This is a genomic window from Arenibacter sp. 6A1 (assembly GCF_012272855.1).
Classification (GTDB): domain Bacteria; phylum Bacteroidota; class Bacteroidia; order Flavobacteriales; family Flavobacteriaceae; genus Arenibacter.
The window spans coordinates 115,501-133,832 of sequence record NZ_JAAXCQ010000009.1 but is presented as its reverse complement, the minus strand read 5'-3'; the positions used below and the strand labels follow the sequence as shown (position 1 = coordinate 133,832).

Annotated in this window: 10 protein-coding genes; 5 read left to right on the top strand and 5 right to left on the bottom strand. The window is 39.7% G+C overall.

Annotated elements, in window-relative coordinates; translation table 11 throughout:
• Window positions 1-16: 16 nt before the first annotated feature.
• The 4 genes from HCG49_RS10330 to HCG49_RS10315 form a co-directional block, all read right to left on the bottom strand.
• Window positions 17-1,489: a RagB/SusD family nutrient uptake outer membrane protein gene (locus HCG49_RS10330; protein ID WP_168469455.1), complete on the bottom strand. Its 1,473-nt coding sequence runs from the start codon at window positions 1,487-1,489 to the stop codon at window positions 17-19.
• Window positions 1,490-1,495: 6 nt separating this feature from the next.
• On the bottom strand, window positions 1,496-4,531 hold the full coding sequence (locus HCG49_RS10325; protein WP_168469454.1) for a SusC/RagA family TonB-linked outer membrane protein: 3,036 nt from the start codon (window positions 4,529-4,531) through the stop codon (window positions 1,496-1,498).
• Between the two features lie 235 nt (window positions 4,532-4,766).
• On the bottom strand, window positions 4,767-7,568 hold the full coding sequence (locus HCG49_RS10320) for a triple tyrosine motif-containing protein (RefSeq protein WP_168469453.1): 2,802 nt from the start codon (window positions 7,566-7,568) through the stop codon (window positions 4,767-4,769).
• Between the two features lie 255 nt (window positions 7,569-7,823).
• Window positions 7,824-8,375, bottom strand: a complete 552-nt coding sequence (locus HCG49_RS10315; RefSeq protein ID WP_168469452.1) for a VanZ family protein — start codon at window positions 8,373-8,375, stop codon at window positions 7,824-7,826.
• A gap of 727 nt (window positions 8,376-9,102) precedes the next feature.
• Between HCG49_RS10315 and HCG49_RS10310 the strand changes: the two genes are divergently transcribed.
• Both HCG49_RS10310 and HCG49_RS10305 read left to right on the top strand, forming a co-directional pair.
• Window positions 9,103-11,319: a glycoside hydrolase family 20 protein gene (locus HCG49_RS10310; protein WP_168469451.1), complete on the top strand. Its 2,217-nt coding sequence runs from the start codon at window positions 9,103-9,105 to the stop codon at window positions 11,317-11,319.
• A 752-nt stretch (window positions 11,320-12,071) separates the two neighbouring features.
• Window positions 12,072-13,376 carry a serine hydrolase domain-containing protein gene (locus HCG49_RS10305; protein WP_168469450.1) on the top strand — a complete coding sequence of 435 codons (1,305 nt, stop codon included), beginning with the start codon at window positions 12,072-12,074 and terminating at the stop codon, window positions 13,374-13,376.
• 438 nt (window positions 13,377-13,814) lie between these two features.
• On the opposite strand, the gene HCG49_RS10300 is transcribed toward HCG49_RS10305, so the two are convergent.
• Window positions 13,815-14,279, bottom strand: a complete 465-nt coding sequence (locus tag HCG49_RS10300; protein WP_168469449.1) for an Lrp/AsnC family transcriptional regulator — start codon at window positions 14,277-14,279, stop codon at window positions 13,815-13,817.
• A gap of 164 nt (window positions 14,280-14,443) precedes the next feature.
• Here HCG49_RS10300 and HCG49_RS10295 point away from each other — a divergent pair, with 164 nt between their 5' ends.
• The 3 genes from HCG49_RS10295 (at window position 14,444) to HCG49_RS10285 (ending at window position 18,112) form a co-directional block, all read left to right on the top strand.
• Window positions 14,444-15,559 (top strand): histidine decarboxylase, encoded by a 1,116-nt coding sequence (locus HCG49_RS10295; RefSeq protein ID WP_168469448.1) that lies wholly within the window; start codon window positions 14,444-14,446, stop codon window positions 15,557-15,559.
• A gap of 676 nt (window positions 15,560-16,235) precedes the next feature.
• Window positions 16,236-16,826, top strand: a complete 591-nt coding sequence (locus HCG49_RS10290) for a LytR/AlgR family response regulator transcription factor (RefSeq protein WP_168469447.1) — start codon at window positions 16,236-16,238, stop codon at window positions 16,824-16,826.
• 89 nt (window positions 16,827-16,915) lie between these two features.
• Window positions 16,916-18,112, top strand: a complete 1,197-nt coding sequence (locus HCG49_RS10285; protein ID WP_168469446.1) for an intradiol ring-cleavage dioxygenase — start codon at window positions 16,916-16,918, stop codon at window positions 18,110-18,112.
• Window positions 18,113-18,332 lie beyond the last annotated feature (220 nt).

The window sequence follows — 18,332 nt, the reverse complement described above, 5'->3', positions numbered from 1 at the left end:
GTTTATCTTTAGTTTTTTAGTATCCCGGATTTTGTGTCCATCGATTCCCTGTCAATTCCAATTCTATGGAAGGGATGGGGAACAATTCATTTTTATTAGTAGTGAACCCTTCAATTTCCTGAGCCGCCTTTCCGGTTCTCACCAGGTCAAAAAACCGATGTCCTTCTCCGACAAGTTCTACCCTACGTTCGTGGTAGATGGCCGTGGTGAGATTAGCTCCTGTAGAAGTAACATCGGAGAGTTCAGCCCTAGAGCGCACCCTATTGAGATATCCCTGAGCTCTGAGGTCGCTTATATTTCCTCTGTTCAAGGCCTCTGCCGCCATCAAAAGCACGTCGGCAAAGCGAATAGCCCTATAGTTATTTGGATTGGTTAAATTGGCATCGCCGGTATTTAGATCTCCTTGTCTTGCTATATATTTTCTGTTGTAATAGCCGGTATGCTCATATCCTTCTACATAGGACACCCCATTATTCTGGGCAGCCCAAGCTTCTATGTCTAAAATAGCCACATCCTTACGGATATCCCCATCTTCAAATTCATCAACGACTTCTTGGGTTGGTACGTTAAAACTAAATCCAGACTCGAATACCGGACCGGAATAGTTTCGTATCCCATTAAAACCAACGGCCACGTTTCCTTCACTACACTGCAAACACCCAAAACCGGCCCCTTCTTCGTCCGAATACTGAACCTCAAAAACAGATTCGATGTTGTTTTCATGATCGTTTTCGAAGATTGTAGTATAATCTGTAACTAAATCATAGGGACCATTTTTAATAAGTTCTTCCAAAACAGTTGCAGATTCCGTAAACTTATCCTGATACAGGTATACCTTTCCCAACAAGGCCTGTGCGGCTCCCTTGGTAACCCTTCCTGTTTCGCTTTGGGTAACCGGCAAAGTGGCGGCTGCGAATTTTAGGTCCTGTTCAATTTGGGCATAGACTTCCGCTTTGGGAGTTCTTTCTACAATATCCTGATCTCCAAACTGCAATCTTTTATCAACGGCCAGCGGAACATCGCCAAACCATTTTACAAGCTCAAAATAGTAGTAGGCCCTAAGAAAAGTGGCTTCTGCCAACACCCCTTCCTTTCCGGGAAAATCGGTTTTATCCTTAAATTCCATGATGTAGTTGGCTCTATTTACCCCAGCGAACATCCAGCTCCATATATCGCGTAATTGCGCATTTACCGGGGTGTGCTGCATATCGTCTACTTCCTGAATACCAGGAACGTCGGTAGCACTTTCCCCACCCGCCAAGGTATTGTCCGAGGCAATCTCCCCCAACATTACATTAAGGTAGGTAGATTGAAGCAAATCATAAGCCGCTGTTAGGGCGCTTTTGTAGTCTTCTTCGGAATTAAAGAAATCTTCCGAGTTTTCATCAAAGGAATCTACATCCACAAAATTATCGGAACAAGAGAGCATTCCCATGAAAAGGACAAAGTATGCTATTGTATAGCTGAATATATTATGTTTCATTTTCATCTCTTTTTAAAATTTAAGATTTAACCCTAATAAATATGTACGGGGAACTGGGTAAAAGCCGGGGTCTATCCCTGCCCCAATGGGATCACCGGAAGATGCACTCGGATCATACCCCCGGTATTCGGTAAGGGAAAAAACATTGCTGGCCGATGCATATACTCTAAGTTTCCTTACGCCCAAACGTTCTATTGCCTGCTCTGGCAGCGTATATCCCAATTGTACGTTTTGCAATCTTATAAAAGAGCCATCTTCTACATAGAAGTCAGAAAATAACGTATTAGAGGTAGCTCCCGTAGTTACCCTAGGATAGGTATTGGTTGATCCCTCTCCCGTCCAGCGGTTTAATGCGTAAACCGATTTGTTCACCAATTGTTGGTTACGTTCGTAATTTCTAACAATATCATTGCCGACATTGGCAAAGGCATAACTGCTAAAATCCCAATTCCTATAATTGAAGGAAAAATTCAACCCCATGGTAGCTTCTGGGATGGGACTACCTATATCTGTTCTATCTCCCGAATCTATCTTACCGTCGCCATTCAAATCTACAAATCGCAAATCCCCAGGGGCTGCATTTACCTGTGTGGCATGGGTGTTTACTTCTTCTTGGTTCTGAAAAATCCCATCGGTCTTTAACCCGTAGAAATAACCCAATGGTTTTCCGTTTTCCATACGGGATGGGGGGTCCTGACCTACACCAAAGGAACCGGCAGCCACAAAGCCAACCCCATTGTTAACCGATATTACTTCATTTTTCAGAAAAGTAACATTGTAATTAACGCCAAAATTAAATTCCTTGGAGCGATCACTACTATACCCTATGGCAAATTCAAATCCTTTGTTGTCTACCGTACCAGCGTTCACTACAGGCGCTTGGGAACCAGGTGCCGCGGCTCCCAAAATTCCGGAAACCGGCGGTTGCAATAATAGACTTTCGGTGCTTTTCTTAAAATAGTCAGCTGTGATGTCAATCGTGTTGTTAAACAACTTCAGGTCTAACCCAACATCCAGTGTTTTTTGTTCTTCCCATTGTATTGCAGGGTTAGAAAGTATCCCTACGGCTTTACCAAAAACAAGGGAATTATTAAAGACATAAGTACCTTCCCCATCTAAAATAGATCTAAAAGCATTGGTTTTTATTCGATCGTTCCCTACAATACCATAGCTTCCCCTTAGCTTAAAAAAGTTGATCCATTTACTTTCCTCTAAGAAAGCTTCATCGGACACGATCCATCCTATTGATCCTGATGGGAAATATCCAAATCTATTTTCCGGACCAAAACGGGTGGAACCATCCCGTCTAATAAGTCCCGATAGCAAGTACCTGCCTTTATAATTATATTGAAGTCGAGTAAAGTAAGACAATAGCCGTTCATCAAATTTTCCGCTTAAGCCACTATCTTTTAAACCATTGATAACATCTACGGCATTTTCTATTTTGGCATCCGAAATATTGGTAGGGTCTTCAAAGAAGCCTGTAGAACTTCCTGAAAACTGACCTTTAGTTACAAATACGGACATACCAAGGGTACCTTTAAAATTGTGGTTTTCCCAAAATGTTCTGTCATAATTAAGAAAGGCATCAAAGGTATAATCCTTAAAAATGTCCTTGTTCACCGAAACGGAATTCCGCCCCGTATTATTAAAAACCTTTCCAGAACCATAAAATACGGTAGGTGTAAAAGTTTTTCCTTCCACCTCTGCATAATTGAATTGAACACTAGTCTCTACCACAAAATCATTCCAAAAGGAATAGTTGGCACCCAGCTTACCGCTTATTTTATTCACATCATTTTTATTGAAGGTATTTTCTACCTGCGCAAGTGGATTGATAACCTCATTCCCCAGGCCCTCTGCCAAAGAATAATCGCCATTAGGCTCTCTAATAGGAAAAGTAGGCGCGTTGTTCAAAGCGTTGAACAAAACAGATCCCAAATCATTCTCGGATAATGTTTTCCTATTGGTTCCAGTATATAAAAGGTTGGCCGTTACCTTTAAATTTTCCAAAATATCGGTATTAAAGTTTGCTCGCGTGGTGTACCTTCTAAAATTGGCCTTCCCCCCGCCGACAATACCATCTTGAGTCAATAATGAGGCACCAAAGGAATAGGTAGATTTTTCGCTACCTCCATTAATAGAAAGGTTATGGTTAACCACAGGCGCTCTTTGAAAGACCTCATTTTGCCAATTGGTCCCCTTCCCTAAATTGTCTATATTGGGGTATGGCAAGGGACTCCCACCAGCTGCAAAAGCCTCGTTGATCAATAATGCATATTCTGTTGCATTCAGCACTGGGATTTTTCTAGAAGTTTCCTGAGTTCCTCCATAGACATCATAGTTGAAACTCAGATCGGTATTTCTCTTCCCTGTTTTGGTAGTAATCAAAATTACCCCATTTGCTGCCCTCACCCCATAAATACCAGCGGTGGCATCTTTCAGGATATTCATACTCTCTATGTCCCCTGGGTTAATGACACTTAGATCTTCTATGACGTTGCCATCGACCAAAATTAAGGGCCTGTTATCCCCATTGGTAGAGATACCTCTAATACGGATACTAGACCCACTACCCGGCGAGCCCGATTCTGAGGTAACCTGTACTCCGGCAACCTGCCCCTGTAGGGCTTGTTCTACCCTTGTTGGGTTAAGATCGGCTATGGTCTCCGAACCAATAACAGCCACAGCCCCGGTAAGTTCTTTCTTTGTAGAGGTACCATAGCCTACGACCACTACCTCTTCCAGTGCACTTACATCGTCCTCTAAGATTATTGTCAAGGGGGTAGCATTTTGAATAGTGACCTGTTTGGAAACAAAGCCTAAATAGGAGAAAACTACAATTTCCCCAACAGCAACATTGTCCAATGAAAAGTTTCCGTCAAAATCTGTTGTGGTCCCCCTACTCGTATTCTTTATGATTACGTTTACACCGGGCAGCGGCTCGTTAAAGCTTGCATCCTTTACAGTACCAGAGATTTTCAGATCCTGACCCCATAAACTAGGTAAGCAACATAAAAGCGTAAGAAATAAAAAAGTGTTCTTCATCTGTTTATATTTTGAAGTCTCAATGTATCCTTCATAAATCAAGAATCCTCAAATCTTACCACTACAAAAAACATACAACACTAAAAAAACACGGAAAAAATACGGAATTCGCATTTCAGGCCTTTAACTATATAGGCTAGGAGAGATTATTTATTGTTAAAAAAATTAACTTTTAATTAAGAAAACAGCCGTTGTATAGGTAATGTATAGGTGAAAAACATCTATGTAGTGTACGCTATAGATTAAGTATATAATCTGTAAGGCTCATTTCGTGGGAAAGGTTCATTTTTTTACGCAGACGATACCTTTTTACCTCCACACTGCGGACAGAAATATTTAGCAAAGGCGCAATTTCTTTAGAGGATAAATTCAATCTAAGATAGGCACATAACCTTAAATCGCTTGGGGTAAAATCTTCATGTATTGTTTTTACTTTCTTTAAAAAATCTTTATCGGCATTATTAAAAGCTTCCTCAAAAAACTTCCAGTCGTCCTCATTGCCAATATTGCGATCTATGGTCCTTATGACAGCTTTAATCTGGGGATCTACAATCTTGGTTTTCTTCAATTCCTCCTTTATGGTATTCAGGAACTCGTTCTTTTTTATAATGCTCATGGTAGACACGGCAAGCTCCCTATTCTTACTCTCTATTTCGCTTTGTAACTTTTCATTGTTAAGCTGAATAATCTTCTTTTGCGCTTTCAGCTTTTTACGCTTTAGCCTTTTTTTATTTTCCAAAACAAGTAAGTCCTGTTGTTTCTTATAGTATGCTTTGTACAATTTGTGAATTAACACCACTATTAAAATGCTCCCAAGAATATAAAGGGCGATTGCCGTATTGGAAAGATACCATGGCCTGTCTATCACAAAACTATAAGTAGCAACATCTTTTGTAAGCGTATTGCCCACCTTGGCCCTTACTTTAAAGGTATAGTCCCCAAAGGATAAATTTTTAAAGGAAATATCCGGTATTTTGGTCCAACTGCTCCATTCATCATAAATCCCAGTGAGCTGGTACTGATAATTTACCTCGGTATATTTATCATAATTGGGCACGCTAAAAAAGAATTGGAAACTATTATCCGAAGATTTAAATATGTTATCTCCTTTCAGGTTCACCTCTGTATTGGGAGAATCATAATATTCCTGAAATATTGCGTTTATGGATATCTGGTATTCCTTGCGCTTCAATTTATCTAAATTTAGGGTAATATACCCACGTGACATCCCTATTAAATAAAGCTGGTCTTTTAGATGTGTTATAGATTCGAAACCCAACACCCCCATGTTTTTTCTTAAAGATGAGGGAATGGAAATTTTGGTAGCCTGTGGTTCATTATTAAACTTTCCTGGAGTAACATATATGATATTATTTTTTGAAAACCCCCACAATTTTTCGGCTTGGCTATCCGGGTTAAGGATTCCTATAATATGATCGTCCTCCCCAAAAAAATGACTAGTTAGGACCGAATCCAACATAAAATTGTGCTGATCGGTCCTAAATTTAAAAACACCATTGATGGTCGTATAAATAATGTCGTCCTTGTATTTAAACAAACTAGAGCCGGTTCCTTTGGACTCCTCCTTTTTTGTTTCAGTCACCTTATCAAAACCTGGATCTATTTTCAAGTCAAAGACCCCCTTATAGTCGTGGTTAACGAGAACTTGCCGTTCATTTATAAATTCAAAGAATCTACTGGAATTATCAAAACCACTAATTTTATTCCTAAACTTCCACTGACCGTCTATTCGTTCAAGAACACTTAACCCTTTATAATTTCCCTGTAATAGGAGGTTATTGTTAGCAGCTATTTTTTGTATATCCCAAGTGCCTGGAAAGTCCGAAATTTTCTGGGCATTTTCCCCATTTATTACAAAAGTCCCACTATGGTGCCCACAAAATAGGGTACCATCAATTTGTTTCAGCCTCCATACCTGTCCTTTGGTATTCTCAATAAGGGTATAGTCTCCTTTCTCCTCTTCTCTTTTATAAAACAGTCCCTGATTTGTTCCCAAATACCTAATATCATTAAACAATATAGCGGTATAAACAGCTCCTACCCTTCCCACCTCATCAATATATTCGTTAAAGGGCGAGTCGATGTTCAATACGCTTATCCCATTATCCAAACCTAACCAGAGGTTGTGGTCTACATCTTCAAAAAGAGACAATACGGTATTATTGTTCAGCCCATTTTCCTGATTTATATGGCGCATAATATTCCCCTTTTCGTCCAATTGAAAAATTCCTTTGGAAATGGTCCCCAAAATAAAGGATCCGTCTTTTAAGCGCATACTGCTATATACCTGGGAAGCAGATAACTCTTTGTCTGCCGAGATAACCCATCTATTGAGGCCGTATTTGTCCAAAAAGTAAAATGCTCCTTTTTCGGTAACTATCAAGGTAGTATTCTCCATTTCAAAAGCACCAACTACAATATCGTTTTTTAGAACGGCATCGTCCGATACCAAAACCGACTTTCCGTTCTCAATGGTGAAAATTCCCTCATTGATCCTTTGGAAGTAAATGTTATTGTTAACCTCCAGAATTGCAGCTCTAGTGGTTTTGGCATCCAATATTTCGAAAGATTCATTGTTCGTATTATAAATGTAAAGGCGATCCAAGGATTGAAAAATTACCCAGTCCTTGAACTCCGAAATATTCCAAAATTGTTCATCCTCTATGAGGGAATCTTTCAGTTCATTAGATATAGATTTGTATTTAAGGTGTCCAAATTCGTCCTTTTTCCAATACCCGAACTCCATATAACATCCTGTATATATACGTTCTTCCACCACCTTAACCGACCTTAATGGGGTACCATTGGGGGAAGGGTATAATTGCCAATTGGCCCCATTATATTCTAACAACCCGTCGTTATTGGCAACATATATATAATTGTTTTCCGATTGGGATAGCGACCAATTCTGATTGCCCGCACTGTAATCTATTGGGCTAAAACTCTGAATAGGTGGTAATTCCTGAGCACAGATTCCGAAAGAAAGGAATATAAAAATGTAAAAAAAGATTTTCAATACATCAAAATTTCAAATTTATTTTTAAATATAAACGTTAAAACGCTAGTAAACTATACAATCCTATATAGAAATTTCCTTATCAATCCCTAGAATTTAAAGAATCTAGCCGCCTACAGTCTCAGCGCCAATTGACAGCAACAATCTTTTTACAGACCTTAGATAAGGCTTCCATATAAATCTCGTTTATGTTATCTTATTTTTAGGATAGATCCACCACCTAAAACGGTATGGTATCATCAATGTATTTTAAACTTAAGGTTTTTTTATCTTTTTATGAGCCCAACTAACTATAACACTGGAACCAATTGCCATGGCCACCGCCAATCCGTTGAATACAATGTCTACGGGGTCGAACACACGATGGGGCAAAAATAGTTGAAGGCACTCGTCCAATACCCCAATAAGGAAGGCGATAAGAAAGGAAGCTAAGGAAGGAACTGGAATATGTTTACCATTATTCTTTCTTTCGATAAGCGCCTTGTGTATTAAAATTGCCAATACACTGTACTCTATAAGATGGCTCCTCTCTGGGATTCCCAACCTTAGAAAAAGCATGACATAGACTGCTACTATACCCACCCATAACGATAGCTCCGTTTTGCTAGGGCCGGTCTTTATGGCGTGTAATACCATTGCTGTTCCCACCAAGACCATCCCTAGGAGAAATATAAGGGCTTGAATGTCTTGGTCTCTCAAAACATTGGCTAATGGCCGGCCAACAAATAGGGTGGCATAAATTGCCATAACCACTGAAAAAGTGCCTATCCAAAGATGTTTTTCCCGTAAAGAGGTATAAAATGGCATATTTTCTTTCTTTTTAATGATTTGACTCCTTGTTTTCTTTTTTCTTAAAGTTAATACTATATGAATGAAACTCATATATTGGGTGCAAATTGTATGTTAAGGTATAAAGGGGTATTGAAAGTAGATTACACTTTAAAGAATTAATAGAAGTTGGCCCAACAGCATAGTTTTTTATGGTGGGCTACTATTTTATGTTTGATGCACCTACCCCTACAGTTGTAATATAAATTACAGATTACGGCCGACTGATCACTGCACTCCGCGTTAGGGATCGCAGCGGCATCCCCGCAGCAAGGCAAGGGATACAGCGGAGAGCCCGACCGACGAAGGAGGGAACGCCCAAAAACACAAGCATATGGTGGTACTGAAATACGAGCTCCTCCGGATACTTGGACAAGGAAGGAATTGAATTATAATGGTAGTTTTCCTGCCTATAGGAAATTGTACTAATATTAGGATTTAGCGGTATATTTTAATAACTATGCGGTCCTTTTTTAGGAATAGAAGACATACCGCAAGTCACTGGCTTTTGGGACCAAATAACCTATAACAAAATGATAGGAGCCTTTGTTTTCAAGGCTTAATGCAAATGGAATTTGAGTTTAGGAAAATTGGGGTTTGCACTTAAAATTAACATCGTATAAATTAAAAACAAATGAAGATTATTAAATTATCCCTTCTATTTATGTTAATAGCTGTTACTGCTTGTAAAAGGACGGTGCCGCCTATGACGGGAATAATACCGCAACCTAACGAATTTACTACGGAACAGGGCACGTTCACCATCGATGAAAAAACAGTTATTGTAGTAGATGATACCGTGGAGGAAGCATGGAACACCAAGGAATTAACTGCGTTTTTAAAGGATAATTTTAACCTAAAACTTAAGGTTACCACCTCCTCCGAGCTCGACAATGCCATTCGTTTGATATCTTCTCAGGAAAGTGACGCCATAGGTGCTTATAGTTTAACGATTGGAAAAAAAGGTGTGCTCATAAAGGGTGATTCTGATCAAGGTGTTTTTTATGGTATCCAATCTTTAAAACAGCTGCTTTCGCCCCAGTCGGCCGTACAGACACCGTTGCTTAGTTTTGTAACCATCAAGGATGCTCCCGAATTTAAATGGAGGGGTATGATGTTGGATGTATCGCGCCATTTTGTCCCTAAGGATTCCGTAAAAAAGGTGATAGACGCCCTGGCCATGCATAAGATGAACAAATTCCATTGGCATTTGGTCGATGGGATTGGTTGGAGAATCCAGATCGATGCCTACCCAGAGCTTACTAAAAAAGGTGCTTGGAGAAAAGTGAAGGAAAATAAAAAACCTTGGGAAGATTTTGAGGCTACCTATAAAGATGACGACGGTGAAGTGTACGGGGGCTTTTATACCAAGGACGATATTAGAGAAATTGTTGCCTATGCCAAAGAGCGCTATATTGATGTGATTCCCGAAATTGAAATGCCAGGGCATTCTGAAGCAGCCCTACAATGCTATCCGGAATACTCTTGTGACAGCAATGATATTACCGGTGTGTATTGTGCCGGGAATGACGGTTCTTTTGAGTTCCTACAAAATATTATAAGCGAGGTAGTAGCCTTGTTTCCAAATGAATATTTACACATAGGAGGCGATGAAGTAGGCAAGGATTCCTGGCTAAAGTGTGATAAATGTAAAAAACGAATGCGAGAAGAAAACTTGCAGAACGGGGAAGAATTGCAGAGTTATTTTGTAAAAAGAATGGAAAAATTTATCCATTCCAAAAACAGAAAACTTATTGGTTGGGACGAAATTTTAGAGGGCGGATTGCCCGAAAGAGCCACGGTAATGTCGTGGAGAGGCGTGGAAGGCGGCATTGAAGCGGCCAATGCAGGACACGATGTGGTGATGTCTCCTGGAGACCCTTTGTATTTTGATCACAGCCAGGGTAAAAACGAATTGGAACCGCCATCTTGGGGCGGTTATAACAATTTGTTGAAGGTATACGACTTTGATCCTATCCCAAGTGAGATAGCCACGGACAAAAGACATCATATTTTGGGTGGACAAGCAAATCTGTGGACCGAACAGGTGAAATCTTTAAGCCATATACAATATATGATGCTACCAAGGCTTAGTGCCCTTTCCGAAGCGCTTTGGACAAAGGCCGAGAATAAGGACAAAGAGTACTTTATAGAAAAATTGGATGTTCAGTTTGACCGCTTCCAAGAATTGGGCTATAATTTTGCGGGCAGTTCCTTATCGCCCGACTATGCCGTAACCTATAATAAGGATACAAAAGAATTTAGCCTTGCCCTGGAGAATGAACTAGACCGCTATGAAATTAGATATACCCTAGACGGGTCTACCCCAACAATGGAGTCTACCTTATATACGGATCCTATTGTCTATACTAGTTCGATAACATTAAACGCTCAGTGTTTTAGAAAGGGAGCCCCTATTGGGTACCCTTTAAAAAGAATGTTCTCGACCGGTTTTGGCGACCAATGCAAGGTTACCTATACCAATGCCTATGACGAGGCCTATAGCGGTGGTGGGGATAAGGCCCTTTTTGATAACAAATATGCAATGGCCCGTGGCGACGATCCCAATTGGCAAGGGATACCTCAAAAAGATTTTGAGGTACTTATAGATTTGGGCAGTAGCGCGGAGCTGTCCTATGTAGGGTTAAATTTCTACCAGGATATTGGAGCTACTTCGGTGATGTTGCCTACCCAGGTGACCATCGCCATATCTGAGGATGGCGAAAATTATGTAACAGTGCTAGACGAGTCTATAGCCACCATGGAACAGAGAGAACCTATTATAAAACGAATAGAAACAAGCTTTGAGAAACAAGGGGTTTCTTTTATTAAAATATTCGCCAAAAACAGGGCCGAGCTACCCGAATGGCATTTGAGAAAAGGAAGTGCCTGGATATTCGTAGATGAAGTGTCCGTCAAATAAATAGGATACAAAGTAATTTATAGGATGGGGATTCTTTTCAGGATCCCCATTTTTATTTGAAAAATACAGATTTCTGTTTCGTGAAGCAGCTTTAATCGGAGGAAGCACAATTTCTAAGTTTTTGTAGCTATGGTAGAATGGTACTTAAAAGAAAGCACAAACTTCCTCAGACTATCCTCGTCCCGAAAAAAGGCACTCTATCCATTGTTACATTCAAAAATTGACCCATTACCTCATTTTCAAATTCCCTCCTCAACCAATTTTAAGATTATGAAATCGCTACATTAAAAGCTCTTAAGCCCCTTTATTAAAGACAAACCCAATTGGTACATTGCCTCATTTTCAAATTCCCACCTCAACCAATTTCCAGATTATGAAATCGCTACATTAAAAGCTCCTAAGCCCCTTTATTAAAGACAAACCAAATTGGCACATTACCTAATCTTCAAATTTCCTCCTCAACCAATTTCCAGATCATGAAATCGCTACATTAAAAGCTCATAAGACCCTTAATTTAAGACAAACCCAATTGGTACATTGCTACATTAAACAATTAGTACATTACCTCACCTTCACATTATATTAATTTTCACATTAATCCCAGCCTTCCCGTAAGATTTACCTACACTCCTTTTACGTAATTAAGTGTAAAAAGCAAAAATCCCTATAAGAAATCGCATATTTCATCCGTTATTTCAGTATATCATTCTATATTTAGCCTTTTTTATTCCAAACTAAACAAAATTCCCTCAATGCAGCGATTCAAAATTTTGGCTGGCGCTACGCTAATACTTCTTGTTCTTCTTGGTCTTACCACTAATATCTTTACACCAAATTCGGCCCCCGACTCCCTAGCGACCTTAACTACGGCTAAGCTAGAGAAACCTGTAGTCGACAAGCAGCAAGTACATGCCTATAAAATGCAGCAACAAGCCTTACAGCTAGCCATAAAAGCCTATTTTGATAAAGCCATTGCCTCTGGAGATATAGTAGGTGCCGGGGTAAGTATCGTACAAGGAGATTCGATCCTTATTTCGAGTGGCTTCGGAAAAAAGAATATCAATCGTATGGACAGGGTCAATGGCGAGACCATCTTTAGGCTGGGATCTCTTTCCAAGGGGTTTGCCGGAGTACTGGCGGCCAATTTAAAGGACGAAGGCATTTTAAATTGGGAAGACAAGGTCAGCGATTTTATTCCGGAATTCCAGTTGGGAGACCAAAACAATACCCATAAAATTACCCTTGCCAATATATTATCGCACACTTCTGGCACCCCGTACCACAGTTATACCAATCTTGTAGAGGCCGGGTTACCATTGGTTGCCATTGCGGAGCGCTTTAGCGATGTGATGCCCAATGCGCTGCCGGGTTCCATGTATAGCTACCAGAATGCCATGTTTGCCCTTTGTGGCGAAATGATGTACAAGGTTACCGGACAAGAAATAGGAACTGCCCTGGCCGAAAGGATTTTAAATCCCCTGGGCATGTGCTCTACCCTCACAGATTATGAAAGCTTGGCCAAGGCCCCTAATGTTGCCAAACCCCATGTAAAAAGCCGTAATGGGTACAGGACCAGTAAACTGACCGACAATTATTACAACGCTATTGCCGCCGGTGGTATTAATTCCAGTGCTGGCGATATGGCCAAATGGATGCGGTTTTTATTGGGACATAACCCCGAAATAATGAGCAAGACCGCCTTGGAAGAAACCTTTAATCCGTTTATAGAAATTAAGGGCAGCAGCAAATATTACCACCGTTGGCCTGGTCATTTAAAGTCGTATTATGCCTTTGGCTGGAGGATACACACCTATCTAGATGAGGATTCCAAAGAAGAGAAAACCATCTGGCATCACGGGGGCAGTGTCAACAACTTTAGAAATGAAATTGCCCTATATCCAGATGCCGATCTGGGGATCTGTGTACTGTTAAACAGCCATTCTAGACTTGCACAAACGGTCATCCCGGAACTGCACCAGATCGTACAAGAGGTATTTGGCAGCTCCAATGCTACAATGGCCCATAATTCAAAAACAAACACTACTGCTTCTCTATAAGTAAGTGGCGACTTGTGTTTATTGTGTTATCCTATAAGAAAGCGTGTAATATCCTAAATATTAGAGAATACACCCTTAGTTGTTTTAGGGTTTCTCCATTTGTTACTTTTTATAGTTCATAAAAGCGGTTCTATCCGGCAACCTCGCAATGCGGCCAAGGAGGATAATTAATGTGTACTATAAAACAATTCCGGTTCTATTTATTAGTGATCTTTGGTTTTTACACCAAGCCTCTTGTTTAGAGAAGTAGCAACGTTATTTGGGCGTTCCCTCCTACGTCGGTCGGGCACTACGCTATATCCCTTGCTCTGCTGCGGGGATGCCGCTGCGGTCCCTAACGCAAATTGATAAACAAAATTCAGCTTTGGTATTATGGCTCAAAAAAATAAAAACATGAATACCTTTGTCAGGCCATCCTAATCTTTGGGTATTGGAACACTACTCCGTACTTATTTTGGTGAATCTCTTAACCGGGGTAATGACGAAAGAACTTTGGATATTCGAAATAATCTCGAGTCTAGAAATTTTACGGGCAATAAAATGCTCAAAATCGGCCATATCCTTTAAGACTACTTTTATAATATAATCATAGGGTCCGGCCAAATACATCACCTCCACAATTTCATCAATACCGGCAACAAAGGCTTCAAACTCTTTAAAATAGGCTTCTTGGTGCTTTACCAAGGTAACATGGCAGTACACCATCAAAGTTTTCCCTAATAAAGTGGGGTTTACGATGGCTACATATTTTTCGATTATGCCGTTGGCTTCCAAGCGTTTTATCCGTTCATGAGTAGGGGTAATCGATAGGTTTACCTTTTGCGCCAGCTGTTTTATAGACTGCTTGCTGTCTTTCTGTAGCTCTTCTATGAGTATTTTATCGGTAGGGTCTAAAGTCTGCATGGTATATTTTTCTGTTTTAAATATTAAAACTAACAAATAACATCACTTTTTACTATTATAACGCCCTAAAAAATGAATTATTTCTTAAATATTACCTCTATTGCAATTTATTTTACTGCTTATACTAGTTTTGTTATGAAATTTTCACTTAACAATTAAGCATTATGAATCAGCGTATTGAAGAAATATACAACCGCATCAAAAAAAATTCGACTTCCTTTTTGGGGTACCCTTTGGCAAAAGACTTTGACTATTCCGAATTTGCCCCGTTTCTTAATGTTTGCATCAACAATATCGGGGATCCAGAATCGGCCTCTACCCTGTCTATTGACACCAAGGATGTCGAAAGGGAGGTGGTTTCCTTTTTTGCCGATATGCTATCTTCCAATATAGAAGATGTATGGGGGTATGTAACCAACGGTGGTACCGAAGGGAATCTTTACGGATTGTACATGGCCCGTGAAAGTTTTAGAAATGGTATTGTCTACTATAGCGAAGCCACCCATTATAGCGTTAAAAAAAACCTACACTTGCTTAATATCGACAATATTGTGGTAAGGAGCCAGGACAATGGTGAAATAGACTATTCGGATTTAGAAACCTTGCTTTCCTATAACCGGAACAAACCTGCCATCTTTTTCCTAAATATAGGCACTACCATGACCGAGGCTATAGACGACCTCGATAAGATTAAAGATATTATTCAAAAATATGCCATCAAGGATTATTACATTCACTGCGATGCTGCCTTTTTGGGTTGTACAGCGCCCTTTACCGATCCTAAACCAAAATTCGATTTCTCGGAAAATGTAGATAGTATTTCTATTTCAGGACATAAGTTTATTGGCGGACCAATTCCATGCGGGGTAGTACTCACCCAAAGAAAGCACAGAAACCGCATTGTTAACTCGGTCTCCTATGTGGGCACCCTAGACACCACTATAACAGGTTCTAGAAATGGGCTTACACCACTTTTCCTTTGGTCGTTCATACAAAAATATGGGAAGGAAGGCTTGGCCAAAAGAGTTAAAAATGCCCAGGAATTAGCAGCCTACACCTCTGAAAAATTAACGGAAATAGGGGTTAATGTAATGCGGAACAAAGGGGCTATTACCGTAGTTTTCGATAAGCCCTCGGTAGCCCTTTGTAAAAAACACCAATTGGCATCCCAGGACAAAATTGCCCATATCATCTGTGTGCCCGGTATTGAAAAAAGTCAGATCGATGTCTTTATAGAAGACTATAAGAAAGAATTGGTCTTAGAACTGGCCTACGCATAAAAGGGCTCATTGCCTACCGAATTATAACCGTAAAAAAGGGGAGATAACAAACATCTCCCCTTTTTTTTTGACTAAATCTAATTCCCCCACTAGCAAAACAAAAACCACAGACCTTAGGGACTCTGTTCACTGATCCCTACTTTTAAAAACACATAAGAATACAATTAGAATTCCTCTAGCCCCCTACCCGGCACCATCACTAAATTACTTTACCTCCGACAGTTTAAACGACTCAATACAAAAGTCATAAACACTACTTACTTCAAGGGCTAACTCCCTAAGAAACCTGCAAGAAATACGGAAGGCCAGATCCTCATGTGCCTATTCACCCTATAAATATCTTAGCCGGTTTTTTTCTTATCTTTAAGTAATCACAAGGCAAAAAAGGGTTAAACAATCTTAATTGGCCCGAAATGACCGTTGGCCATGCCGTATAACGACAGTTACTTTGGAGAATTTCATTTTTACGAAAAAGCAATTTAAATTGCCCATTATAGGTAAGACGCCCTTATACCCAATCATCTTTATAATTGTTTTCTTTCTGGCTATTTTTCAAGATTACATATACAGCCAATTACAGCACACCGGATTCTATATTTCCGAATCCGCATTGTACAATACCTTTTGGATGTTCTTTATACCTTTTACTTTTTTTGCAAATCGACTCATAAAACCCTTGCCCTTACATACAAATTGGAGTAGGTTCTTTTTGGCTTTGGGCATTGCGACAGCTATAAGCCTCCTTCACATACTATTGTTCACTTCCTTCTTTGTATTGATAAGCTATTTAATTTATACGCCTCCTCATGGATTTATCACTATTTTTAAAACTGCACTATCCAATCAGCTCTATATTGTATTATTGTTTTATATCATCGTCCCCAATTTTCATCGTTTTACCTTATTTACCAGTCAACTAAACCAAACTGAAACCTCTAAATACCCTTCAAAAATAATGGTGAAGCACCATTCTAAAATAACAACCGTTGAAACCTCTTCCATACAGATGATTGCTACAGATAGACCATATTCTAAGGTATATACCACACAACAAAAATATTTGGTGGATAAAACCCTAAAAGAGTTTCAAAAAGAGCTAGACCCTGCCATATTTCGGCGCGTCCATCGTTCTGCCATTGTAAACGAAACCTATATCACGGAATTAAAGTCGAGAAAGAACGGCGATTACGATGCCATTCTCAAGGATGGAAAATCTATTCGGTTTAGCAGGCATTTTAGACAGTATTGGGAACACCTACTCCAGTAAACAAAAATTTAACTCCACTTAGCCATTCCGCTTCCCAAAGCCTTTTAAGTATCATTCACAGCCTGTACTTTTATTAAAAAGACATCAACATGATACAACTTCTTAAAAACAGTTTCTTAGTAATTTTACTGCTTTGTGTATGCAGTTGCAAAGGACAAACAAGGGAAGAAATTGAAAACCTCAGCGCTGATTTTGACAAGTCGCCCCCCATTTATTATAAAATGCCCCAAAACCTTTCCTCTAGGGACACTTGTCCTGGTTGGAACCTTAAAGGTCAAAAAATACTACTTACCGGCACCATTTATCAACTAGACGGTAAAACGCCTGCATCAAATGCCATCTTGTATTATTACCAAACCGATCCAGAAGGCCGATACCCGACCAAGACTACAGAAGCACGCAATATGCCTCCTAATAAATCAGGCCAAACTCACGGTTATTTAAGGGGCTGGATAAAAACGGATCAGGACGGTAAATATGCCATTTACACGGTAAAACCAGGTTCATACCCCAGCCGAGCAGAAGCTGCCCACATTCATATATATGTAAAAGACCCCAAAATAGAACAGCCTTATTATATCGATAATTTTGTCTTTGACATGGACCCGCTTCTAACCGGCAATCGAAGAAAAAAAATGGAGAACCGAGGTGGTAGTGGCGTGATCAGATTTATTGAAAAAAAAGGGTTACAAATCGGGGAACGGAATATAATTTTAGGATTAAACATCCCCAATTACCCTAAACCGCTTTTTTCTGGCCTAAACTCGGGCAAAAACATAGGGGAAGAAGTATTGTCCTTCACCCCCTTTCATGCCTATGGCCCAGATAAAGGAAGTAAAGCTTGTCCAGTCTGTAAATACGGTTGGTACCACGGCATTCTCTATTTTGTGGGGAACCATCCCAATTGGACCGAGATAAAAAAATGGCTGACCTTTTTGGAAATGGAAAGCCATAAAAGAAAGAAATATTTAAAAGTATATTTCGTTTATGGCAACGAGACCAACTATAACTATGAGCAACGAATAGCACTTTTGGAGAAACTAGGCAATGAACTAACACTGAAACAGTTGGCATTAACCTTTGTGCCCTCCTTTTCCGATAAAACCTCGGAAATCTTTTTAAACAATATTAATCCCGAGGTAAAAAACACCTTTCTTATCTATAAAAGAAATAATATTATAGGGAAGTATGTGGATCTGAATCCAAGTCCGGAAAATTTTATAAAAATATCGACTCGATTAGACCAGACCATTAATGAATACTTTCACTCCCTAAGGCCTTGGTAGTTGTAGTACTTCTACAACTTCCTTTGACTAAATGAGAACCCATGTTCGGCTAAGCATGACAGTACTTTTTTAAATTCGACTTCTACCGCTTACCAAAAGAGATCACTTGGTAAACAACACCTCCTACCATATATAGCCTTATATTATCCTCCTCCTCTAAAAACCAAGATTGGCCATACAAATTCGCTGCACAAAACAAAAGGCCCTTTTATTATCTTAA